19 protein-coding genes and 1 other RNA gene are annotated in these 22661 nt (G+C 57.9%); 13 read left to right on the top strand and 7 right to left on the bottom strand.

Annotation, left to right across the window (positions count from 1 at the left end; translation table 11 throughout):
- Nucleotides 1-268 precede the first annotated feature (268 nt).
- From pnp to thrC, 8 genes are all read left to right on the top strand, one after another.
- Nucleotides 269-2425 (top strand): polyribonucleotide nucleotidyltransferase, encoded by a 2157-nt coding sequence (gene pnp / locus N2M06_RS10475; RefSeq protein ID WP_346352178.1) that lies wholly within the window; start codon nucleotides 269-271, stop codon nucleotides 2423-2425.
- 134 nt (nucleotides 2426-2559) lie between these two features.
- Complete coding sequence (gene pdxH / locus N2M06_RS10470) at nucleotides 2560-3195, top strand: pyridoxamine 5'-phosphate oxidase (protein ID WP_317075306.1); 636 nt, start codon at nucleotides 2560-2562, stop codon at nucleotides 3193-3195.
- Nucleotides 3196-3218: 23 nt separating this feature from the next.
- The gene (locus N2M06_RS10465; protein WP_026344901.1) at nucleotides 3219-3707 is read left to right on the top strand and encodes an N-acetyltransferase; all 489 of its coding nucleotides are present in this window, start codon (nucleotides 3219-3221) and stop codon (nucleotides 3705-3707) included.
- A 141-nt stretch (nucleotides 3708-3848) separates the two neighbouring features.
- Entirely contained in the window at nucleotides 3849-4991 is a 1143-nt protein-coding gene (locus N2M06_RS10460; RefSeq protein ID WP_346350733.1) for a cupin domain-containing protein, read from the top strand.
- Nucleotides 4992-4996: 5 nt separating this feature from the next.
- Entirely contained in the window at nucleotides 4997-5695 is a 699-nt protein-coding gene (locus tag N2M06_RS10455) for a tRNA/rRNA methyltransferase (RefSeq protein WP_346352177.1), read from the top strand.
- A gap of 213 nt (nucleotides 5696-5908) precedes the next feature.
- Complete coding sequence (gene thrA, locus N2M06_RS10450) at nucleotides 5909-8365, top strand: bifunctional aspartate kinase/homoserine dehydrogenase I (RefSeq protein WP_317075309.1); 2457 nt, start codon at nucleotides 5909-5911, stop codon at nucleotides 8363-8365.
- Nucleotides 8366-9322: a homoserine kinase gene (gene thrB / locus N2M06_RS10445; protein WP_346350732.1), complete on the top strand. Its 957-nt coding sequence runs from the start codon at nucleotides 8366-8368 to the stop codon at nucleotides 9320-9322.
- Nucleotides 9319-10593, top strand: coding sequence for a threonine synthase (gene thrC, locus N2M06_RS10440; protein ID WP_346350731.1), 1275 nt, complete (start codon nucleotides 9319-9321; stop codon nucleotides 10591-10593). Before thrB ends, thrC begins: the two co-directional genes overlap by 4 nt.
- A gap of 553 nt (nucleotides 10594-11146) precedes the next feature.
- Here thrC and N2M06_RS10435 read toward each other — a convergent pair.
- Together N2M06_RS10435 and rimK are read right to left on the bottom strand one after the other, a co-directional pair.
- Nucleotides 11147-12166, bottom strand: a complete 1020-nt coding sequence (locus N2M06_RS10435; RefSeq protein ID WP_346350730.1) for a succinylglutamate desuccinylase/aspartoacylase family protein — start codon at nucleotides 12164-12166, stop codon at nucleotides 11147-11149.
- Entirely contained in the window at nucleotides 12166-13068 is a 903-nt protein-coding gene (gene rimK, locus N2M06_RS10430; protein WP_019935566.1) for a 30S ribosomal protein S6--L-glutamate ligase, read from the bottom strand. Before rimK ends, N2M06_RS10435 begins: the two co-directional genes overlap by 1 nt.
- A gap of 284 nt (nucleotides 13069-13352) precedes the next feature.
- Between rimK and acnA the strand changes: the two genes are divergently transcribed.
- Both acnA and N2M06_RS10420 read left to right on the top strand, forming a co-directional pair.
- Nucleotides 13353-16046, top strand: a complete 2694-nt coding sequence (gene acnA, locus N2M06_RS10425) for an aconitate hydratase AcnA (protein ID WP_346350729.1) — start codon at nucleotides 13353-13355, stop codon at nucleotides 16044-16046.
- 230 nt (nucleotides 16047-16276) lie between these two features.
- Nucleotides 16277-17308, top strand: a complete 1032-nt coding sequence (locus N2M06_RS10420; RefSeq protein ID WP_346350728.1) for an IS110 family transposase — start codon at nucleotides 16277-16279, stop codon at nucleotides 17306-17308.
- 37 nt (nucleotides 17309-17345) lie between these two features.
- On the opposite strand, the gene N2M06_RS10415 is transcribed toward N2M06_RS10420, so the two are convergent.
- Complete coding sequence (locus N2M06_RS10415; protein WP_346350727.1) at nucleotides 17346-18119, bottom strand: TOBE domain-containing protein; 774 nt, start codon at nucleotides 18117-18119, stop codon at nucleotides 17346-17348.
- Nucleotides 18120-18245: 126 nt separating this feature from the next.
- Between N2M06_RS10415 and modA the strand changes: the two genes are divergently transcribed.
- The 3 genes from modA to modC are packed head-to-tail and all read left to right on the top strand — an operon-like array spanning nucleotide 18246 to nucleotide 20741.
- Nucleotides 18246-19001, top strand: coding sequence for a molybdate ABC transporter substrate-binding protein (modA, locus tag N2M06_RS10410; protein WP_346350726.1), 756 nt, complete (start codon nucleotides 18246-18248; stop codon nucleotides 18999-19001).
- 1 nt (nucleotide 19002) lies between these two features.
- A complete protein-coding gene (gene modB, locus N2M06_RS10405; protein WP_346350725.1) occupies nucleotides 19003-19683 on the top strand; it encodes a molybdate ABC transporter permease subunit in 681 nt (226 codons plus the stop codon).
- Nucleotides 19680-20741, top strand: a complete 1062-nt coding sequence (modC, locus tag N2M06_RS10400; protein ID WP_346350724.1) for a molybdenum ABC transporter ATP-binding protein — start codon at nucleotides 19680-19682, stop codon at nucleotides 20739-20741. Before modB ends, modC begins: the two co-directional genes overlap by 4 nt.
- Nucleotides 20742-20743: 2 nt before the next feature.
- Here the strand turns inward: modC and rpiA are convergent, their stop codons facing one another.
- The 4 genes from rpiA to ssrS all read right to left on the bottom strand — a co-directional run bounded on the left by rpiA (nucleotide 20744) and on the right by ssrS (nucleotide 22661).
- Nucleotides 20744-21403, bottom strand: coding sequence for a ribose-5-phosphate isomerase RpiA (rpiA, locus tag N2M06_RS10395; protein ID WP_346350723.1), 660 nt, complete (start codon nucleotides 21401-21403; stop codon nucleotides 20744-20746).
- Between the two features lie 192 nt (nucleotides 21404-21595).
- Nucleotides 21596-22174 carry a 5-formyltetrahydrofolate cyclo-ligase gene (locus N2M06_RS10390; RefSeq protein ID WP_346350722.1) on the bottom strand — a complete coding sequence of 193 codons (579 nt, stop codon included), beginning with the start codon at nucleotides 22172-22174 and terminating at the stop codon, nucleotides 21596-21598.
- Between the two features lie 17 nt (nucleotides 22175-22191).
- The gene (locus N2M06_RS10385) at nucleotides 22192-22422 is read right to left on the bottom strand and encodes a VF530 family protein (RefSeq protein WP_026344905.1); all 231 of its coding nucleotides are present in this window, start codon (nucleotides 22420-22422) and stop codon (nucleotides 22192-22194) included.
- A gap of 57 nt (nucleotides 22423-22479) precedes the next feature.
- Nucleotides 22480-22661, bottom strand: a non-coding RNA gene (gene ssrS, locus N2M06_RS10380) — 6S RNA.

Raw genomic sequence — 22661 nt, 5'->3', positions numbered from 1 at the left:
CACGAAGCAGCAGTGGGGATTGCCGTAGCCGACCATAAAATGCCAAGGCCGAAAAATTACTCCTGCATTTTCGGCATTTCCGCCATCCATGGCGGTCAGATGCATTTTCGAGCGTGGCCTTCAATGTAGCGTGTCGTGAAGTGCAACCGCACTGTTGCTTCGCATGACGATCGTGCGGCTTTCAGCCTGTTTTTTCCCGTCATTCTGTCCTTTAAACAGGAATCAAGTATACTGTGCCGGCGTATTAAAGAATCAAACAATTAAAGGAATCTACCGCGTGAATCCTATCGTAAAGACCTTCCAGTACGGTCAGCATACCGTTACTCTTGAAACCGGCGTGATTGCCCGCCAGGCCACCGCCGCTGTCATGGCCAGCATCGACGACACGTCCGTGCTGGTGAGTGTGGTTGGCAAGCGTGAAGCCGACGAAAGCCGCGACTTCTTTCCGCTCACGGTGAACTACCAGGAGCGTACCTACGCCGCCGGCCGTATTCCCGGCAGCTTCTTCAAGCGTGAAGGCCGCCCCACTGAAGGCGAAACGCTGACGGCGCGTCTGATTGACCGCCCCATTCGTCCGCTGTTTCCCGAAGGATTCAAAAACGAAGTTCAGGTGATTGCCACCGTGATGTCCGCTAATCCGGAAATCGCCCCAGACATCATCTCCATGCTGGGCACTTCTGCCGCTCTGGCCATTTCCGGTATTCCTTTCGCCGGTCCCATCGGTGCCGCCCGCGTGGGTTACATGAACGGTGAATACGTGCTGAACCCCAGCATCAGCGAGCTGAAAGACAGCCAGCTGGATCTGGTGGTGGCCGGTACTGCCGGTGCCGTGCTGATGGTAGAGTCCGAAGCTTCCGTTCTGCCGGAAGATGTGATGTTGGGTGCCGTTATGTACGGTCACGAGCAACTGCAGACCGCCGTGAACGCCATTAACGAATTTGCTGCCGAAGTGGGCACTCAGCCCTGGGACTGGCAGCCCAAAGCCGAAAACGAAGCGCTCAAGGCCAAAATTGCCGAGCTGGCCTCTGCCGAGCTGGGTGAAGCCTATCGTATCACCGACAAAACCGCCCGTCGTGACGCCATCTCCGACATCAAGGCCAGGGTTCAGGCAGCCATTCTGACCGATACCCCGGAAGCGGAAATCAAGGATATTCAGGAGCTGCTGGGCAAGCTGGAAAAAACCATCGTCCGTGGTCGTGTGGTACGCGGTGAGCCGCGCATCGACGGCCGTGAGCCCGATATGATCCGCGCCCTGAACGTGGCCACCGGCCTGCTGCCCCGTGCCCATGGCTCTGCCCTGTTTACCCGTGGTGAAACTCAGGCGCTGGTTGCCGCTACTCTGGGCACAGAGCGTGATGCTCAGCTGATTGACGAGCTGACCGGTGAGCGCGCCAACCGCTTTATGCTGCACTATAACTTCCCTCCCTACTGTGTGGGCGAGACCGGCATGGTCGGCAGCCCCAAGCGTCGTGAAATTGGTCATGGCCGTCTGGCCAAGCGCGGCGTTGCCGCCGTGATGCCGAGCCAGGAAGAGTTCCCGTACACAGTGCGTGTGGTGTCCGAGATCACCGAGTCCAACGGCTCTTCCTCCATGGCGTCTGTGTGTGGTACTTCACTGGCCCTGATGGACGCCGGTGTGCCGATCAAGGCGTCGGTGGCCGGTATCGCCATGGGTCTGGTAAAAGAAGAAGAAGGCTTTGTGGTACTGTCCGACATTCTGGGTGATGAAGACCACCTGGGCGACATGGACTTCAAGGTGGCCGGTACCAACGAGGGTGTGACTGCCCTGCAGATGGACATCAAGATCGAAGGCATCACCAAAGAGATCATGGAAGTGGCCCTGAAGCAGGCCCGCAATGCTCGTCTGCACATTCTGAAAGTGATGGATGAAGCCCTGCAGGCCCCCCGTGCCGATATCTCCGACTTTGCCCCGCGCATTCACACCATCAAGATCAACCCCGAGAAGATCCGTGATGTGATTGGCAAGGGCGGCGCTACCATTCGCGCCCTGACCGAAGAAACCGGCACCACCATTGAGCTGGATGACAACGGCATTGTGAAAATTGCCGCCGTTGACGGTGAAGCCGCCAAACTGGCCATTCACCGCATTGAGCAGCTGACCGCCGAAGTGGAAAGCGGCACCATCTATGAAGGTCAGGTGGTGCGTCTGGCCGACTTCGGTGCCTTTGTTAACATTCTGCCCGGCAAGGACGGTCTGGTACACATTTCTCAGATCACCGAAGAGCGGGTGAAAAATGTGTCCGATCACCTGAAAGTGGGTGACAAGGTCAAGGTGAAGGTACTGGAAGTGGACCGTCAGGGTCGCATTCGTCTGTCCATCAAGGAAGCCAACAAGCCGGAAGAGGCAGAAGCCGCGCCTGCCGCCGAGGCAACCGAAGAAGCCAAATCCGACAGCGCCGAATAAGCCTGAGCAATAACACCGAAAGCCGGGGAAATTTTCTCCGGCTTTTTTGTATCTGTTGCCTATGTAAAGCTGCTTGCCAATTGGCAGGCGGCTTTGCACAATGAAACCACTTTCAGCAAAAGGAACCCATTTTCATGGAGCTGGCAGATTACCGACGTGAATACCTGCAGGGCGGTCTGCGCCGCAATGACCTGCCCGACGACCCCCTTGCCTTGTTTGAAACCTGGATGCAGCAGGCCATTGCTGCCGGTGTGCCCGATCCTACCGCCATGGTAGTGGGCACAGTAGACGAGCAGGGACAGCCTTATCAGCGTATTGTGCTGCTCAAGCAGGTGGATGAGCAGGGCTTTGTGTTTTACACCAATATGGGCAGCCGCAAGGCGGCACACCTGAATCAGAATCCGCGTATCAGCCTGCTGTTTCCCTGGCACTCACTGGAGCGTCAGGTGCATGTCACCGGCCGGGTGGAAAAGCTCGCCGCCACCGAGGTAATGAAATATTTCTCCAGCCGGCCCAAAGACAGCCAGATTGGTGCCTGGGTGTCAAAGCAATCATCCCGCATTTCAGCCCGCGGTCTGCTGGAAGCCAAGTTTCTGGAAATGAAGCAGAAGTTTGCCAGCGGTGAAGTGCCACTGCCGAGCTTCTGGGGCGGTTTCAGAGTGAAGTTCGACTCGGTGGAATTCTGGCAGGGCGGAGCCAATCGGTTGCATGACCGCTTTATTTATCAGCGCGAACATGATGGTTGGGTCATTTCCCGCCTGGCACCCTGAATATGTGAGAGGCTGGCATGCTGATCTGCAGAACCGAGCGTCCCGGTGATGGCGACGAGATAGACGAGGTGGTGTTTGCCGCCTTTAACCGCCCTGACGAGGCGGATCTGGTGCTGTCCCTGCGCGAGCAGGGGGCCATTACCGTCAGTCAGGTAGCGGAATACGAGGGGGCCATTATCGGCCACCTGGCCATGAGTCCGGTGCTGGTAAACGGTGAAGACATCGGCTGGCTGGGGCTGGCGCCGGTGAGTGTGTGGCCCGACTGCCAGAATCAGGGGGTGGGCACCGAGATGATCCGCGAAGCCATTCAGGCCGCCAGCGACTTTGACTGGGCCGGCATAGTGGTGCTGGGCAATCCGGCCTATTATCAGCGTTTCGGCTTTCGTCCGGCCAGCGAGCTGGGGCTGAGCTGTCCTTATCCTGATGCCGGCGATGCCTTTATGGCACTGGCCTTAAAGCAGCCTGCCCCCACCGGTCTGGTGACCTACCACCCAGCCTTTGAGCAGCTGTAAGAGCTGACAGGTATTTCCTGAGACACTCGAAGCTGGCTGACATAGCTTGCCGGCGAAGTGCAACCGCACTGATGCTTCACATTGTGCCCCTTGCAGGGGCATAATACTCACCAACTTTATGCCCCCCGTTGCGAGTTTTTCATGCACAGCCCACTCAACCTGGATATCGAGCACTTTCTGGCCCACGACTGGCAGCGCAAACCGTGTCTGTTCAAGGCCGCCCTTCTGGGCTTTGAAGATCCCTTAAGCCCCGACGAGCTGGCCGGCCTGGCGCTGGAACCCCATATTGAGTCCCGCCGGGTGTGGCGTGAGCAGGAGCGCTGGCAGGCGGAAACCGGGCCCTTTGACAGCTACGATCATCTGGGGGAAACCGACTGGACCCTGCTGGTGCAGGCGGTGAACCAGTGGCATCCGGGCGTACAGGACCTGGCCGAGCTGTTCCGGTTTATTCCCGGCTGGCGCTTTGATGATGTGATGGTGAGCTTCTCCACCCCCGGTGGCGGTGTGGGCCCCCATATCGACCAATACGGTGTTTTTATTCTGCAGGGCAGTGGCAGCCGTCGCTGGCGGGTAGGGGAGCGTCAAAGCCTGCGCGAATTTGCAGCCCACGGTGCTCTGCGCCACTGCGATGACTTTGAAGCAGTGATCGACGAAGTGCTGCAGCCCGGCGACATGATTTATATTCCGCCCGGCTGCCCCCACGAGGGCTATGCCGACACACCGGCCATGAACTACTCCATCGGATTTCGTGCCCCCGACGCCAAAGATCTGTTCTCCGGCTTTGCTGATCATCTGCTGGCTCATGTGGATATTACGCCGCGGTTTGATGATGCCGGCATGGCGGCCGCCAGCGCTCATGGCCGTCTCGATAGCAGCGTAATGACGCAGGTAAAAGGCCTGATGCAGGAGCTGCTGAACGACGACGCCCGCCTTAATGACTGGTTTGGCGAAATGATCTCGGAAGCCAGGCATGATCTCGATCTGGAAGTGGCCGAGCCGGCCTACAGTCTGGAAGAACTGGTGCTGCGGCTGGATCATGGTGACCATCTCTACCGCCTGGGTGGGGTGCGCTGTTTCTACCATGAAGGCAGCGAGAACGTCTTTTATCTTGACGGTGACCGTTATCAGCTGGCCGAGCCTGATACTGACGCCATTGCCCTGCTGTGCGATCAGGCTCGCATCTGCGGCCCGGAAGTGGCCTGCCTGAAAGAACCCCGTAATCTGCTCGACTGCCTGCTGCCGCTGGTGAACCAGGGCTACTGGTATTTCGAGGAAGACGAATAATGGCGGTGGATCTTTACTTCGTGCTGGAATCGCCGGCGCGCCCCGAGAACGTGGGGGCTGCCGCCAGGGCCATGAAGACAATGGGCTTTGAGCGCATGCGGGTGATTAACAGCCGGGTGCATGAGCAGGATGAAGCGGGCTGGGTGGCCCACGGTGCGCAGGAGATTCTGGCGCAGGCCGAGCATTTTCCCTCCCTGGCCGAGGGGCTGGCCGACATGGATCTGGTGATTGCCACCACGGCCCGCCGGCGTGGCCGCTATCAGCACTATCTGACGCCCCGTGAGGCGGTGACCCAGATCAATAACAAAGTGGTACACAAGGTCGCCATACTGTTTGGCTGCGAGGAGTCGGGCCTCAGCAACGAGCATCTGGCCCAGGCCGATATCATCAGTTACCTGCCGCTCAAGGTGAGCTATCCGTCACTCAATCTGGGTCAGGCCATCATGCTCTATGCCTGGGAGCTGAGCCAGGGACTGACACCAGAAAGCGCGCAAAAAAACAACGGTCAGACCGAAAGCGCTCAGCTTCGTGTGTTGCAGCAAAAAACAGAGCAATTACTGAGTAAGGTGGGAGTTTCCCAGCAGGAAAAACTGGCTGAATGGGTTAAAGACCGGTTGCCTGTGCTGGAACAGCGCGATCTGAACCTGCTGCACCTGCTCTGCAAGGACCTTGAGCGGGCCCTCAAACCCGGGGAGCCAGGTTGACAAGTCCGCAGCCACAGGGTATTGCTATGCCATTCGTTGTTACAGGTTGTATGTCATGCTGCACTCCATCCGCACCACCACCATTATTATTACCGGCACCACCATGAGTGGCACCGGGGCGGGCTGATGCGCTGACGACAAACAAAATTTGAATCGAAAAGCCCGTGTCCCCATCAGATACGGGCTTTTTTAGTTTTACACAGGGAGTAATGAATGCGAGTCCTGAAATTTGGCGGTACATCGCTGGCGAATGCCGAGCGGTTCGATACCGTGGCCGATATCGTGGTCAACAATCAGCGCCAGTCCCAGGTGGCACTGGTGTTGTCGGCCCCGGCCAAGGTGACCAATCATCTGGTGGCCGTGGTGGAGCAGACCATTCGCGGCCTGGAAGCGGCCCCGGTACTGAAAGACATAGAGCAGATCTTTCACGGCATTATCGACGGACTCAAGAGCAAGTACGCCGGTCTGGATGACGCTGCTCTCAAGATAACCGTAGAGCGGGAGCTGAACCAGCTGACCCGGCTGCTGCAGGGTGTCAGCCTGCTGCAACAGTGCCCCGACAATATTCAGGCCCGCATTCTCAGCCGGGGCGAAGCCCTGTCCATCGCCACCATGAGCGAGCTGTTGCGCACCCGCGGTGAGCAGGTGGAAGTGATAGTGCCGCAGGACATGCTGCTGGGTGAAGGCAGTGTGCTGGAAGCGCAGGTTAATATTGAAGTCTCCCGTCAGCGGTTTATCGACAAGGGCCTGCGCAGCGACTGCGTCTACCTGATGCCGGGCTTTACCGCCGGTAACGAAAAGGGCGAGACCGTTATTCTCGGCCGTAACGGCTCCGATTATTCTGCCGCTGTCCTGGCTGCCTGTGTGGGCGCCGAGTGCTGCGAAATCTGGACCGATGTGGACGGCGTGTACAACTGCGATCCGCGCCTGGTGCCCGATGCCAAGCTGCTGCGCCAGCTGTCCTACAAGGAAGCCATGGAGCTGTCCTATTTTGGTGCCAAGGTACTGCATCCGAAAACCATAGCGCCCATCGCCCAGTTTCATATTCCCTGTCTTATCAAGAACACCGGCAATCCTCAGGGCGAAGGCTCGCTGATCGGCCCCGAATGCAGCGACGACGATCTGCAGGTAAAAGGTATTTCCGATCTGGCCGGCATGACCATGATCAACATCTCCGGCCCCGGCATGAAGGGCATGGTGGGCATGGCCGGCCGGCTGTTCTCCTGTATTTCCCGCGCCGGTGCCAGCATAGTGCTGATCACCCAGAGCTCCTCGGAATACAGTGTCAGCTTCTGTATTCACACCTTTGACAAGCAAAAGGTACAAAAGGCCATTGCCAACGAATTTGCGCTGGAGTTCAAGAACAAGCTGCTGGAGCCGCTGGATGTCATCGACGATCTGGCCATTATCTCTCTGGTGGGGGATCGCATGCGCACCGTGCGGGGCGTGTCGGCCCGCTTCTTTAACTCCCTGGCCGAGGCGTCCATCAATATCGTGGCCATTGCGCAGGGCTCCAGTGAGCGTTCCATCTCGGCGGTGATTGGTAAAGAGAAGGTCACCGAAGCGATCAAGGCCTGTCACCAGAACTTCTTCTCCAGCCGCCAGTTTATCGATGTATTCCTGGTGGGTTGTGGCGGCGTGGGCGGCGCTTTGCTTGAACAAATCCGCCGGCAGCAACCGGTGCTGGAAGCTCAGGACATCGGCATTCGGGTAGTGGGCATTGCCAACTCCCGCAAAATGCTGCTGGACCGCAATGGCATCAGCCTGAACGACTGGCGTGATCAGCTGGAGCAGGCTCAGGACAGCTTCAGCCTGGAGCGGGTCACCCGGCTGGTGGAAGACAGCCATCTGATCAACCCGGTACTGGTAGACTGCACCACCAGTGACGTTATTGCCGATCAGTATGCCGACTTTTTATCCGCCGGCTTCCATGTGGTTACTCCCAACAAAAAGGCCAACACCGCCAGCCTGGACTACTACCGCGAGCTGCGTCGCTCGGCCCGCTCCACCCGCCGCAAGTTTCTGTATGAAACCAACGTGGGCGCGGGTTTGCCGGTGATTGAAAACCTGCAAAACCTGATCCGCGCCGGTGACCAGCTCAAGGCCTTTGGCGGCATTCTCTCCGGCTCCCTGTCTTACATTTTTGGCAAACTGGACGACGGCATGAGCTTTGCCGAAGCCACTCGTATTGCCCGGGAAAATGGCTTTACCGAGCCGGACCCACGGGATGACCTGAACGGCATGGACGTGGCCCGCAAGCTGCTGATCCTGGCCCGGGAAGCGGGCATGGAGCTGGATCTCGACGATATCGAGGTAGAGCAGGCGCTGCCGCCGGGCTTTGATGCCAGCGGCGATATCGAGACCTTTATGGCCCGTCTGCCACAAGCCGATGCCTGGTTTGCCGAGAAAACCGCCGAAGCGGGCGAGGGCAAAGTACTGCGCTATGTGGGTGCCATTGAGGACGGTAAATGCAAGGTTGTGATCAAGGCCGTGGACGGGGATGATCCTCTGTTCAAGGTAAAAGACGGCGAAAACGCGCTGGCGTTTTATACCCAGTATTACCAGCCCATTCCGCTGGTACTGCGCGGCTATGGTGCCGGTGCCGATGTAACCGCAGCCGGCGTGTTTGCCGACTTGCTGCGCACCCATAACTGGAAGCAGGAGATTTAAATGAGTGTTGTAGCCTATGCGCCGGCCTCTACCGCCAATGTCAGTGTGGGGTTTGATGTGTTGGGGGCCGCACTGGCCCCCCTCGACGGCTCTCTGCTGGGAGACAGAGTGCTGGTAGAAAATGCCAGCGGCGAATTCCAGCTCACCAACGCCGGCCCCTATGCCCACAAGCTGCCGGACGACTACACCCAGAACATCGTTTACGATTGCTGGCTGGCCTATGAAAAGGCGCTCGACAAAAAGGGCTTGGCGCGCAAGCCGCTGACCATGACCCTGGAAAAGAACCTGCCGGTGGGCTCGGGGCTGGGCTCCAGCGCCACCAGTATAGTGGCCGCCTTTGTGGCCCTGAATGCCTTTTATGATAACGCCATTAGCGAGCATGAGCTGATGCTGCTGATGGGTGAGCTGGAAGGCCAGATTTCCGGCTCCATTCATTATGACAACGTGGCCCCCTGCCATCTGGGTGGCATGCAGCTGGTGCTGGACGAAGCCGGTGTGGTCAGCCAGACCCTGCCCTCGTTCGATGAATGGTACTGGGTGGTGTGCTACCCGGGCATTGCCGTCTCTACCTCTGCCGCCCGGGAAATTTTGCCGGCCCAGTATCGCCGTCAGGACTGCCTGGAATATGGCCGCCGTCTCGCGGGGTTTGTGCACGCCAGCCACACCGGCCAGGAAAAAGTGGCCGCGGCCATGCTCAAGGACGTGATCGCCGAGCCTTACCGCTCGCAGCTGATCCCGGGTTTTAATGCGGTGCGTGAGCATGCCGCCGCTATGGGCGCATTGGCCACTGGCATTTCCGGCAGTGGTCCCACCGTGTTTACGGTGATGAAGGATCTGCATCAGGCAGAGAAACTGCAGGCCTGGCTGGCCGACCACTTTATTCAGAATCAGGATGGCTTTTGCCATATTTGCAAACTCGACGCCGAAGGCGCACGAGTCACAGGAACCAGACTATGAAGTTGTACAACATCAAGGATAATGCAGAAACCATCAATTTTGCCGGTGCCGTAAAACAGGGCCTGGGCCGTGGCCAGGGCCTGTTTTTTCCGGAAAACCTGAGCCCGCTTGCCAATGTGGAAGCCCTGCTGGAGCAGCCGCTGGTGCCGCGCTCCGTGGCCATTCTGCAGCACCTGATCGGTGACGAAATTCCCAAAGATACCCTCACCGCCATGGTGGAGCAGGCCTTTACCTTCCCAGCACCGCTGGTGAAGGTGGACGAGCACACCTACGCCCTGGAGCTGTTCCACGGCCCGACCCTGGCGTTCAAGGACTTTGGCGGCCGCTTTATGGCCCAGTGCCTGGCGACCCTGAGCAGTGAAGGCAAGATCACTATTCTGACCGCCACTTCCGGCGACACCGGTGCCGCCGTGGCCCATGCTTTCTATGGTCTGCCCAATATCGACGTGGTTATTCTGTATCCCGAGGGCAAAATCAGCCCGTTGCAGGAAAAGCTGTTTACCACGCTTGGCGGCAACATTCGTACCTTTGCGGTACAGGGCGATTTCGACGCCTGTCAGGCGCTGGTGAAGCAGGCCTTTGATGACGAAGAGCTGAAGGCCGCTGTGGGTCTGAACTCCGCCAACTCCATTAACATCAGCCGGCTGCTGGCCCAGGTGTGCTACTACTTTGAAGCCGTGGCCGAGCTGCCCGCCGAGCAACGTCACAAGGCGGTGATTTCCGTGCCGTCCGGCAACTTCGGCAACCTGACTGCCGGACTTATCGCCAAGGCCATCGGACTGCCGGTGAAGCGCTTTGTGGCCGCCACCAACGCCAACGATACGGTGCCGCGCTATCTGCAAAGCGGGGACTGGGCACCCAACGCCACTGTGGCTACTTTGTCCAACGCCATGGACGTCAGTCGTCCCAACAACTGGCCGCGGGTGGAAGAGCTGTGCCGGGTCAAGGGCTGGGAGCTGTCTGATATCGCCTCCGGCATGCTCAACGACGAGCAGACCGAAGATGCGCTCAAACGTCTGTTTGCACAGGGTTACCTGTGCGAGCCCCACGGTGCCATCGCCTGGGATCTGCTTAACAAGGAGCGGGGCAAGGACGAAGTGGGCATTTTCCTGTGTACTGCCCATCCGGCCAAGTTCAAGGAAAGTGTTGACCGTATTCTGGAGCAGGATGTTGAACTGCCGGGACCACTGGCCAAGCATAATGCCATGGAATCGCTGTCCGAGACCATTCCGGCCGATTTCACCGCCCTGAAAGCGAAAATGATGGGCTGAGGCCAACACCTTTAATCTGTAAAAATGCCGGGCAAGCCCCGGCATTTTTTTGCCATACCCCAATCCCCTTTCCCTATTATCCCTGTACTTTGTAAGAGATCTCTCAAAGCAGTCTGGGAAAAGGCGCTTTTGATATATGTTTTTAGCTGTATATTTTTATAAGTATATGAATTTTAATGATTTTAATTTTAAGGTTGAAATCTGAACAGCCAGCTTTTCGTTTTTCCTGCATTGTTCCCAGCGTGGGGTAAGGTATAGTTATTCCCAACAGGAAGACAGTGCTGGCAGGCAAGCCGGGAGCCAAGAACGGCAAAGGACAAGGTCCGGGAAGACCAAGGGGACAGGCAAGGGAACGCCAAGGGATACCTTCAGGACGAAGCGGTTGGTTGCAGGAGCGCAGCCATTCATGGAAGAGCCAGGGACAAGCCCGACGGAGCGGGAAAGGGGAAGACCCGGAGCGGTCAGGTCAGGGAATGCAGGGAGCAACTCAGGTTCAGGAAGGAGCCGACGACACCAAAAGGGGCAGCCACTGGCTGCCCCTTTTCTATGACGCTCACATGGCCGGCGGCTGAATATCCAGCTCGTCCACAAAGCGCTCTACCGTCAGCTCCGCCTGTTTGATCTCATCAAACAGGGCAATATGACAGATGGCATCGCCTTCATTCACCAGCGGCATGGTCAGGCTGCCAATCACAATACCGCTGCGCGGAGCCACAATAAGACACTGCTCGGCTCCCAAAGGAGCGCTGATAGTCCCCAGAATATCCCCCTTGCGAATACGATCTCCCAGCCGTACCTTGAGGTGCAGCAGGCCGTCGTGCTCGGCCCGTATCCAGGTACTGCTACGGGCAATAATGGCCTCGCTGGCAGACTTGACCGTGCTGCTTTTCAGCATACCCAGGCCACGCATCACGCGAATCACGCCGCGCACGCCCGCCTTGATGGGCAAAGGGTCAAAGCGCAGTGCCTCACCGGCCTCATAGAGGATCACCGGCACCCCCTGAGCTTCTGCCACTGCCCTGAGTGAGCCATCGCGAATGCTGGCATCAAGAATAATGGGTGCACCAAAATTTTCTGCCATTTGCCGGGTTACCGGGCAGTCTAGCTGAGCCCGTATCTGTGGCAGATTGGCCCTGTGAATGGCCCCCGTGTGCAAGTCGATAATATGACTGCATTTGCTGACAATTTCATTGACAAAAAAGTGCGCCACCCGGGCCCCCAGTGAGCCTTTTTCCGAGCCGGGAAAACAGCGATTCAGATCGCGCCGATCCGGCAAATAGCGTGATTTGTGAATAAAACCAAATACGTTGACCACAGGCACGGCCACCAGGGTGCCCCTGAGCCGGGCCGGATTGATTTTCGCCAGTACCTGATTGACCACTTCAATACCGTTCAGTTCATCACCGTGAATGGCGGCACACAGCAACAACACCGGCCCCGGCTGCTTGCCGTTCACTACTTCCACCGGTACTGTCAGTGGCGACTGGGTATAAAGCTGGGCCAGCGCCAGCTGCATGGTCCGGCGCTGGCCTGCCGGCACTGACTGACCCGCCAGTTCAAAGTGATGGCTCATCAGCCTCGCTCCCGGCTGCGGGTTTTGCGGTGCAGATTTTTCTCAATATGCTCTACAATCAGCTCGGCCACATCTTTCCCGGTTGCCTTTTCAATGCCTTCCAGACCTGGAGAAGAGTTTACTTCCATCACCAGAGGGCCACGGCTGGATCGCAACAAGTCTACTCCGGCCACTTGCAGTCCCATGGCCTTGGCCGATGCTACCGCAGTTTTGCGTTCTTCGGGCGTAATACGCACCAGCCGGGCTTCCCCGCCTCTGTGCAGGTTGGAGCGAAACTCACCTTCCTGAGCCTGACGCTTCATGGCTGCAATGACTTTGTCGCCCAGCACAAAGCAGCGAATATCGGCACCACCGGCTTCTTCAATAAATTCCTGCACCATAATATTGGCCTTGAGGCCCATAAAAGCTTCCAGCACGCTTTCTGCCGCCTTGCGGGTTTCTGCCAGCACCACACCAATACCCTGAGTGCCTTCCAGCAGTTTAATGACCAGAGGGGCACCGCCCACCATCTTGATAAGGTCGGGCACATCATCGGGTTTGCAGGCAAAGCCGGTGATTGGCATGCCTACGCCATGGCCCGACAGCACCTGCAGTGAACGCAGCTTGTCCCGGGAGCGGCTGATGGCGGCCGAATGATTGAGCGAATAGCAGCCCATCATTTCAAACTGGCGCAGCACGGCGGTGCCATAAAAGGTCACAGAGGCACCAATACGGGGAATGATGGCGTCAAACTGATCCAGATCCTGCCCTTTATAATGAATGGATGGCTTGTTATCGTTAATGTTCATATAACAGCGCAACACGTCGATCACAGTGACCTCGTGGCCGCGGGCCTCGGCGGCCTCACGCAGTCGGCGAGTGGAATATAAAGACGGATTACGGGACAGAATGGCAATTTTCATGGGTAGCGCGGTTCTCTTGACGTGATGTGCCTGACGGCGAAATTCGGCTCACTATCTACGCCAATGCAGCCTTGCATTCCAGCAAGAAAATCCGCAGTTCAGACACAAAAAATTTGTTTGCTTTGCCCGGCACCAGGCACAAGAGCAATTTCAGCGGTCAGTCATTGTCGCAGAGCAGATTGCCGGCCCTGCCACCATGAACCATACTCTAGTCCTAATTGTTTGATATTCCCAAAAAATATTCATAAAGCGGTGCGCCGCGAGCAAAATAATGAGGAGGAGCCATGAGTTCCGATGCGAACAAAAGCAAGCAGTCATTGCAGGCCGGAAAACAGCAGTTTCATTATTTTTCCATTACTCCCTCACTGTCTCAGTTACCCAAGTCCCTTAAGGTACTGACCGAAAACCTGCTGCGTTATGGCGGTGACAGCCTGGCCGGCGATCTGCAGGCCATGGAGGACTGGCTGAAACAGGGCCGCTGCGAGCATGAAATCGCCTTTCGTCCGGTGCGGGTGCTGATGCAGGACTTTACCGGCGTGCCGGCGGTGGTGGATCTGGCGGCCATGCGCGAAGCGGTGAAGCGGCTGGGAGGAAAGGTAGAAAAGGTAAATCCTCAGTCGGCGGTAGATCTGGTAATAGATCATTCGGTGATGGTGGACGAGTTCGCGACTCCTGAGGCCTTTGCCGCCAACGTAGACATGGAAATGGCTCGTAACGGCGAGCGTTACGCCTTTTTGCGCTGGGGCCAGCAAACCTTTGATAATTTCAGAGTGGTGCCGCCCGGCACCGGCATCTGTCATCAGGTTAACCTGGAATATCTGGGCCAGACGGTATGGCAGCAAAAAACAGACGGCGGTACCCTGGCCTGCCCGGATACGCTGGTGGGTACCGACTCCCACACCACCATGATCAACGCCCTTGGCGTATTGGGCTGGGGCGTGGGTGGCATTGAAGCTGAAGCTGCCATGCTGGGTCAGCCGGTGTCCATGCGCATTCCCGAGGTGGTGGGCTTTAAACTCACCGGTGCCCTGCGGGAAGGCATTACTGCCACGGATCTGGTATTAACCGTCACCGAAATGCTGCGTAACCACGGCGTGGTAGGCAAGTTTGTGGAATTTTACGGTGACGGTCTGGCCAGCCTGCCGCTGGCAGACAGAGCCACCATTGCCAATATGGCCCCGGAATACGGTGCCACCTGCGGCTTTTTCCCGGTAGACGAAGAAACCCTGCGCTATCTGCGCCTGACCGGCAGGGACGAAGACCATATCGAACTGGTTGAGTCGTACACCAAGGCGCAGGGCCTGTGGCGCAACCCGGGTGATGAGCCGGTCTTTACCGACACCCTTGAACTCGACATGGGCAAGGTAGAAGCCTGTCTGGCCGGTCCCAAGCGGCCTCAGGACAGAGTGGCCCTGGAGCAAGTGCCGGACGCCTTTACTCTGGCCCATGAGCAGACCGTCAGCCAGCAGGCCGAAAGCCGGCTGGAAGGTGAGGGCGGCCAGACCGCAGTAGGCTATGAGCAGGCACAGCAGGGCATCGCCTTTACCCTGAACGGCAACACCCATCACCTGCGCGACGGTGCCGTTGTGATTGCCGCCATTACTTCCTGTACCAACACCTCCAACCCCAGTGTGCTAATGGCCGCCGGCCTGATGGCCAAAGCGGCGGTAGCAAAAGGCCTCACCCGGGCACCCTGGGTGAAAAGCTCACTGGCACCGGGCTCAAAGGTGGTTACCGACTATCTCAAGGCCGCCGGCATGATGCCGGCGCTGGAGCAGCTGGGCTTTCATCTGGTGGGTTATGGCTGCACCACCTGTATCGGCAACTCGGGGCCGCTGCCTGAGCCTATTGAAGCGGCCATTCGCCAGGACGATATCACAGTGGCGTCTGTACTGTCGGGCAACCGCAACTTTGAGGGACGCATTCACCCGCTGGTGAAAACCAACTGGCTGGCGTCACCGCCTCTGGTGGTGGCTTATGCGCTGGCGGGCAACATGAAGGTGGATCTGACCAAAGACCCGCTCGGGCAAGACAAAAACGGCAAGCCGGTTTACCTGAAAGACATATGGCCGTCACAACAGCAAGTGGCCGAGGCGGTGGCCAAGGTGAAAACCGAGATGTTCAGCAAGGAGTATGCCGCCGTGTTTGACGGCGACGAACGCTGGCAGGCCATTAAGGTAACCGGCAGTGCCACCTTTGACTGGCAGCAGGACTCTTCCTACATTCGTCATCCGCCGTTCTTCAGCGAGATGCAGGCCGAGCCCGAAGCGGTCACCGACATTGAGTCGGCCCGGGTGCTGGCACTGCTGGGGGACTCGGTTACCACGGATCACATTTCGCCGGCGGGCAGCATCAAGGCCGACAGCCCGGCGGGCCAGTACCTGCAGTCACTGGGCATAGCGCGCAAGGACTTCAACTCCTACGGCTCCCGGCGGGGCAACCATGAGGTGATGATGCGGGGCACCTTTGCCAATATCCGTATTCGCAACCTGATGCTGGACGGTGTGGAAGGCGGCGAAACCCGGCATTACCCCAGTGGTGAGCAGCTGTCCATTTATGATGCTGCCATGCGTTATCAGGACGAAGGCGTGCCGCTGGTGGTGGTGGCCGGCAAGGAGTATGGCACCGGCTCCAGCCGGGACTGGGCTGCCAAGGGCACCCGGCTGCTGGGTGTGCGCGCCGTGCTGGCCCGCTCTTATGAGCGGATTCACCGCTCCAACCTGATCGGCATGGGAGTATTGCCGCTGGAGTTTACCGGCAACGACCATGCTGAAAGCCTGGGCCTGACCGGCGAAGAGCAATTGTCCATTCGTGGCCTGAGCCAGCTTGAGCCCGGTTGTACACTGACGGTGGCTATTACCGGTGCCGATGGCAAGGAGCGGGAAATAGAGGCGCTGTGCCGTATCGATACGCAGGACGAAATGACCTACTATCGCCACGGCGGCATACTGCATTATGTGATCCGCAATATGCTGTAGGCCCCAATTTATTGGGGCAATGGTATCGCGTGTTTGCTGATTTGCCCGGCTGAAGCCGGGCCTTGTATCTCTCAATGATGGGTGGTTAGCTACCAGCCATCATAAGGAAGCCAGTGAGCCTGTGCCGGGCCTTAGTGTCTAATGCTGATATGTAGATAAGGCCCTGGCTTCCACTTCTCAATGACGCTGAATGGTATCCAAGCCCCCTGAACATACACAGGTGAGGCTGCATGAACAAGGGAAGCTATAGAGAGATGTTTTCGCATATTGGCATTGATGTCAGCAAGGAAAAGTTAGATGTCGGTTGGCTTCGCGATACAGCCAGCAACAAGGTTAAAACCAAAGTTTTTAAGAACCAAAAACAAAGCTTTGAAGTATTGGCAGCTTGGGTGCTCAAGAACACCAAAGCAGAGCCTCAACATATTCTCATCACGCTGGAAGCCACCGGCGTGTATCACGAAAATCTGGCTTATTTCCTTCATCAACAAGGATTTAAGGTCATGGTCGCCAACCCGGGCAAAGCCAAGCAGTATGCTCGAGCCATTGGCTTGGTGCACAAAACAGACAAGCTGGACGCCCTCATGCTGGCCCACTACGGCATGGCCCAAAGCAATGCTGGCCAGCTTACGTTGTGGGAACCGGAAGCACCTGAAGTTCGCCATCTGAAAGGTCTTTTACGACGTCTGGATGCCCTGGAGAAGGATCACCAACGCGAACTGAATCGCCTGGAAGCCTGTGAGCAAACTGACACCTCCCCTCGGGTGCTGGAGTCAATTAACAACGTGCTGGATACCTTACAGAAGGAAATATCAGCGTTGGAGCAGGAAATTGACGATCACATCGATCGCCATCCTCCCTTGCGTAAAAACCGCCGGCTACTCAGCAGCATCAAGGGAGTTGGCCCGGTGGTATCCCGTGAAATGACCTGTTTGTTTGCCGGCAGGGTCTTCGTCAGCGCCAAGCAGGTGGCCGCCTACCTCGGCCTGATCCCCCGGCAGGTGGAATCGGGCAAGTTCAAGGGCTGCACCAGACTCAGCAAGTCAGGTCCGGCAAGGCTGAGGGCCAAGTTGTACATGGCTGCGGTCGTTGCTGGCACACATAACCTGGATATAAAGGATCAAAAGCAACGTCTGCTAAAGCAAGGTAAAAACAAGATGCAGGCGCTGGGCGCAGCGATGCGCAAGCTGGTGCAAATTTGTTATGGAGTTATCAAGCACCAGCAGGAATATCGGCCTCAAGCAAGCATGCAAGTGAGCGCTTGAGGCCGGTTATGAGAGATGGTATCTACATCAAGTTAGTTCAGTTTTCCAGCGTGGCCAGAATAACCTGATCCGGGCTGAAGCAGGCGGTGGCGCGCTCGCCTTCAGCGGGCAATGGCTCGTTAACGGGGCGCAGGGCGCAGATGTCGCCGCCCTGATCCAGAGTGAGTATTACTTCATTAAACCGGTCACCGGCAATCACCTGCTGCACTACACCCGACAGGCTGTTACTGCTGTGCACCGGATCCCTTTCAATGCTGACCCAGGGCGCCTTGATCAGCGCCAGCACCTCCTTGCCCGGCGCCAGCCCCAGACGCTGGCAACTGCGCTCGGTAACATCGGCCAGAATATGTGCACCGCCATTCAGCGTCAGGCTCACTTGATGGCTGAGGTCGTCTCGTCCCACCGACTGCACATAAGCAAAAAACTGGTTGCGGGCACTGGTTTGCAGGCCAAAGCGGGACACCACCGCCAGCAGGCTGTCGAGAGACGCATTTTCATCCTGCAGGGCATCCACCGCCATGCGTTCAATGCGGTTCAGCAGTCCGTAGATTTTCAGAACACGGTTGCCATAATCGGTTAACCGGGCACCACCGCCGCCCTTGCCGCCGGCCCCACTGGTTACCAGAGGCTGATCTGCCAGCTCGTTCATCTCTTTAACCGCATCCCAGGCGGTTTTATAGCTGATGCCAGCCGCTTTGGCCCCTTTGCTGATAGAGCCTTCCCGCTGAATTTCTTCCAGCAGGCGTACTCGTCTTGGAGTAATAAACAGGCGGCCCTGCTGTTGCAGGCTCAGCAATATATCCAGTTCCACGGTGCTCCTCGTGTTGTTCGGCTGACGAGTGGCCATGATACTCCAATACCGTTGTATTTTTGATTATATAGCGATACATTTATATCGCTGTATAACAAATTACATAACCCTGAAGGACCAAACCTTATGTCAACGCTTCGTACCGCATCTGTGCTGATGTGCGCCCTGGGCGCGTCCATGCCGGCTCTGGCCGATGAAATCAAGGTAGCGGTGGCCGCCAACTTTCTCGATGCCATTACCACCCTGGGAGAGCAGTTTGAGCAAATGTCCGGTTACAAGGTGCTGATCTCGTCCGGCTCTACCGGCAAGCTGTATGCCCAGATCCAGAACGAAGCGCCCTTTGATGTGTTTTTTGCCGCCGACGACAAGCGTCCCGAGCTGCTGGAGCAGGAGAACGCCATTGTGCCCGGCTCGCGCTTTACCTATGCCACCGGCACTCTGGTGTTGTGGAGCCCCGATGACAAGCTGATCGATAATGATCTGACGGTGCTGAAAAACGGTGATTTCAGGTTTCTGGCGGTGGCCAACCCGGTGACCGCCCCTTATGGACGCGCCGCGCAGCAAGTGCTCACCGGTATGGGGCTGTGGCAAGACTTCAGCAAAAAAATGGTACGGGGCGAAAACATCGGTCAGACCTACCAGTATGTCTACAGCCGCAATGCCGATCTGGGCTTTGTGGCCAAGTCTCAGGTATTCAGCCAGGGCGAATATGCCGGCGGCTCCTGGTGGGAAGTGCCGGCAGAGCTGTATTCACCCATAGTACAGCAGGCGGTACAGCTGACCGACTCTGCCGCGGCCACCGAGCTGCTGGAGTTTGTGCGTTCCGAACAAGGCCTCAAGGTGATCCACGCCTACGGCTACGGCACGGAAGCGGCCAACTGAGATGCTGGCCCCTCAGGATATGGCAGCGTTGACGCTGACGCTGCGGCTGGCAGGCGTCACTGTGCTGGTGTTGCTGGCGCTGGGCACGCCGCTGGCCTGGTGGCTGAGCCAGACCCAAAGCCGGCTGAAAACCGCCATTGAGGCGGTGGTGGCACTGCCGCTGGTATTGCCGCCCACCGTGCTGGGGTTTTATCTGTTGTTATCACTCGGCCCCCATGGAGTGATTGGCGGTTTGTCCAAAGCCATGGGGGGCAGCAGTCTGGCCTTTACCTTTACCGGCCTGGTGATTGGCTCGGCGTTTTATTCACTGCCCTTTGTGGTGCAGCCGCTGCAGGGGGCTTTTGAGTCGTTGGGGCGGCGACCGCTGGAAGTGGCCGCCACCCTGGGTGCTTCGCCGCTCAATCGGTTTATGACCGTGGCCATACCGCTGGCCCGCCGTGGGTTTCTTACCGCCATTGTGCTGGGTTTTGCCCACACACTGGGGGAATTTGGCGTGGTGCTGATGCTGGGGGGCAATATTCCCGGTGCCACTCAGGTCATTTCCATCGCCATTTATGATCATGTGGAAATGCTGCAATACAGCCAGGCGCATTTGCTGTCGGGGCTGCTGCTGGTGCTGTCATTCAGTATTCTGATGGCGGTATATATGCTTAATCGTCGCTTTTCGGTGGTACACCCATGATCAAGGCGCAGTTTCAGCTTGCGCGGCCGGGGTTTCGCCTGGATGCCGCCTTTGCACAGCCGGCCACTGGCGTGACTGCGCTGTTTGGCCCTTCTGGCTGCGGCAAAACCACGCTGCTGCGCTGCCTTGCCGGGCTGGAAAAAGCCGAGGGCGAGCTGTGGCTGGGGGAGCAGTGCATACAGCAAGGCAGGCGGTCGGTGCCGGTGCATCAGCGTCGTTTTGGCTATGTGTTTCAGGAGGCCAGCCTGTTTGCCCATCTGTCGGTGCGCAACAATCTGGCTTATGGCTGGCGGCGTTTACCCAAGGGACAGCCGCGACCGGACTTTGATGAAGTGGTGGGCTGGCTGGGACTGGAGCACTTGCTTGACCAGAGTGCCGCCTCGCTTTCTGGCGGTCAGCGTCAGCGGGTGGCCATTGGCCGGGCTTTGCTGACGGCACCGCGCTTGCTGCTGCTCGATGAGCCGCTGTCGGCGCTGGATACGCAGGCCAAGCGGGAGATACTGCCCTGGATTGAAGGTCTGGCAGAGCGCGCCGGTGTGCCGGTATTTTATGTCACTCATGCGCCGGAAGAGGTGGAGCGACTGGCTGACAGGGTGATTTTTATGCAGGACGGACGCACCACCCGCATGGAGTCATTGCAGCAGGCCATGGCACGGCCCGATTCACCGCTGTTTGTGGAGCAGGGCGCGGCCAGCATGATTGACGGCCATCTGAACGACGAGCTGGCCGATGGCCGTACGCCTTTTGTGTTCAACGATCAGACCCTGTGGCTGGTGCATGCACGCAAGCCCGGCGGCAAGGGGGCCAGAGTCAGGGTGCTGGCGTCGGATGTGAGCCTGGCGCTGGCGCCGGTAGCAGGTATTTCGGTGCTGAACCAGTTGCCGGTGACTTTGCGGGCACTGCACAGTGTGCAAGAGGGCAGGGTACTGGCCGACTGTGAGCTGAACGGCGGCCAGCGGCTGCTGGCCGAGGTATCTGCCTGGTCGGCAAATCAGCTGGGCCTGCATCAGGGCATGAGGTGTTATGCCCTGATAAAAGCCGTGGCACTGGTGAACTGATATCAAGCGTTCTTGCGCACCACGCCGTCGGCGGTGCCGATCAGCAGCACATCGGCACCGCGCTCTGCAAACAGGCCGTTGGTGACCACACCCACAATGCCATTGATGCGGGTTTCGAGCTCACGGGGCGCGGTAATGCGCAGACCATGCACATCCAGAATATGGTTGCCGTTATCGGTTACTACGCCTTGCCGGTAAACCGGGGTGCCCCCGAGACGGGCGAGTTCCCGGGCCACATATTCCCGGGCCATGGGGATCACTTCCACCGGCAGGGGGAATGTTCCCAGCACGTCCACGGTTTTGGTGCCGTCCACAATGCATACGAACTTGCCGGCCACAGCGGCCACAATTTTTTCCCGGGTCAGGGCCGCACCGCCGCCCTTGATCATGGCCATGGAGCCGTCGATTTCATCGGCACCATCCACATAGACGTCGAGCTCGCTGATGTCGTTGAGATCAAATACCGGAATGCCTAGATCTTTCAGGCGCAGGGTGGAAGCCTCTGAGCTGGAAACGGCACCCTTGATTTGATCCTTGATAGAGCCGAGGGCATCGATAAAGTGATTTACGGTAGAGCCGGTGCCCACACCAACAATGCTGCCCGGGGTTACGAACTCGAGTGCCGCCCAGCCGGCGGCTTTTTTCATTTCGTCTTGTGTCATGGCTGTGCTGTTCTCCTGCATAAGTGGCGCGCATTATAGCAAAGCCGGCCCCTGAGAACACCGCAGCCGGGTTACCTCCTTCGACATGCTTCAAGCACATCAATGTGTCGCTCGGCAAATGCCATCCATGGCATTTGACGGTCGAATACGGTAATCCCGCCTGCGGTGCCTTGGTTAAGGAGGCCTAGAGCCTCACCAGCGCCAGTGCCGGCCTGGAGTCAGCAGCTCGGGCAGGGGCACGTCCCAGTGGTCGACAGGAATGGCGGATAACTGCTGGCAGTCGTGGGCCAGGCCCACCGGGCGCGGGCCTGTGCCCTGATGCCAGCCGGCCAGGGTGCGGTCATAAAAACCGCCGCCCATGCCAATGCGGTTGCCGGCAGCGTCAAAGGCCACCAGGGGGGTGTAAATCACATCAAGCTGTTGCTTGGGCAACAGCAGGCGAATATCGAGGCGGGGCTCGGGAATGCCAAAGCGATTGGCGATCAGCTGAGCGTCCGGATCGTAACGCAAAAACATCAGATGCCCGGGGCTGAAGTGATGCAGCACCGGCAGGTACACCTGAGCGCCCTGAGACCAGTACCAGTTGATTAAAGGATGAGGATCGAGCTCACCGTCATTGGCCAGATACAGCGCCACCTTGCCGGCCTGTGCCAGGTGTGGCGTGGCGGCAACTCTGTCTTTGATGGCATGAGCAGCAGCTTGTTGTTCGGTACGGCTCAGTCGGCGGCGGGCTTCCCGAATCTGCTGGCGAATATGGTGGCGTTCAGTCACTGTCTCACTCCAATATATCAACGGTTCCAGGGGCTATTTTTAAGATGAAGATACAGGGTTTCCACCTGAGTGCGGGCCCAGGGCGTGCGGCGCAAAAATTTCAGGCTCGACTTGATGCTGGGATCGTTTTTAAAACAGTTGATATTGACCCGGCGGGCCAGCTCGTCCCAGCCGTATTTTTCTACCAGCTCTGTCAGCAGGCGTTCAAGGGTAATGCCGTGCAGGGGGTTGTTGGGTTGTTGGTTCATGGCCGCGGCCCTGTTGAGAAACATAAACAAAAAGACCGGCAAGCCGGTCTTTTTAAATAGGGTCCCAGGGTGCCGTTGCGAGTGTTAGTCCTTGAACCCGTCGGTTCAAGGCGGAACTCCGGTATCCGCCGCAGGCGTCTCGGTCGGGCCGAGCATGCTCAATAGCGAATAACACGGCGTTCCTGTGCTGTTGATATCGGCTCAGGGACACCACTCACTGACGCACACCCCAGGGAAAA

The organism is Oceanimonas sp. AH20CE76 (genome assembly GCF_039654065.1).
Classification (GTDB): Bacteria; Pseudomonadota; Gammaproteobacteria; order Enterobacterales; family Aeromonadaceae; genus Oceanimonas; species Oceanimonas smirnovii.
This window is presented reverse-complemented; position numbering and strand designations above follow the sequence as displayed.

What these genes read in the sequence shown, in the direction of transcription:
- pdxH (WP_317075306.1), top strand. Translation starts at nt 2,560, where the DNA reads ATGGAGCTGGCAGATTACCGACGTGAATACCTGCAGGGCGGTCTGCGC.
- N2M06_RS10460 (WP_346350733.1), top strand. Translation starts at nt 3,849, where the DNA reads ATGCACAGCCCACTCAACCTGGATATCGAGCACTTTCTGGCCCACGAC.
- thrA (WP_317075309.1), top strand. Translation starts at nt 5,909, where the DNA reads ATGCGAGTCCTGAAATTTGGCGGTACATCGCTGGCGAATGCCGAGCGG.
- thrB (WP_346350732.1), top strand. Translation starts at nt 8,366, where the DNA reads ATGAGTGTTGTAGCCTATGCGCCGGCCTCTACCGCCAATGTCAGTGTG.
- thrC (WP_346350731.1), top strand. Translation starts at nt 9,319, where the DNA reads ATGAAGTTGTACAACATCAAGGATAATGCAGAAACCATCAATTTTGCC.
- N2M06_RS10435 (WP_346350730.1), bottom strand. Translation starts at nt 12,166, where the DNA reads ATGAGCCATCACTTTGAACTGGCGGGTCAGTCAGTGCCGGCAGGCCAG.
- rimK (WP_019935566.1), bottom strand. Translation starts at nt 13,068, where the DNA reads ATGAAAATTGCCATTCTGTCCCGTAATCCGTCTTTATATTCCACTCGC.
- acnA (WP_346350729.1), top strand. Translation starts at nt 13,353, where the DNA reads ATGAGTTCCGATGCGAACAAAAGCAAGCAGTCATTGCAGGCCGGAAAA.
- N2M06_RS10420 (WP_346350728.1), top strand. Translation starts at nt 16,277, where the DNA reads ATGAACAAGGGAAGCTATAGAGAGATGTTTTCGCATATTGGCATTGAT.
- modA (WP_346350726.1), top strand. Translation starts at nt 18,246, where the DNA reads ATGTCAACGCTTCGTACCGCATCTGTGCTGATGTGCGCCCTGGGCGCG.
- modB (WP_346350725.1), top strand. Translation starts at nt 19,003, where the DNA reads ATGCTGGCCCCTCAGGATATGGCAGCGTTGACGCTGACGCTGCGGCTG.
- modC (WP_346350724.1), top strand. Translation starts at nt 19,680, where the DNA reads ATGATCAAGGCGCAGTTTCAGCTTGCGCGGCCGGGGTTTCGCCTGGAT.
- rpiA (WP_346350723.1), bottom strand. Translation starts at nt 21,403, where the DNA reads ATGACACAAGACGAAATGAAAAAAGCCGCCGGCTGGGCGGCACTCGAG.
- N2M06_RS10385 (WP_026344905.1), bottom strand. Translation starts at nt 22,422, where the DNA reads ATGAACCAACAACCCAACAACCCCCTGCACGGCATTACCCTTGAACGC.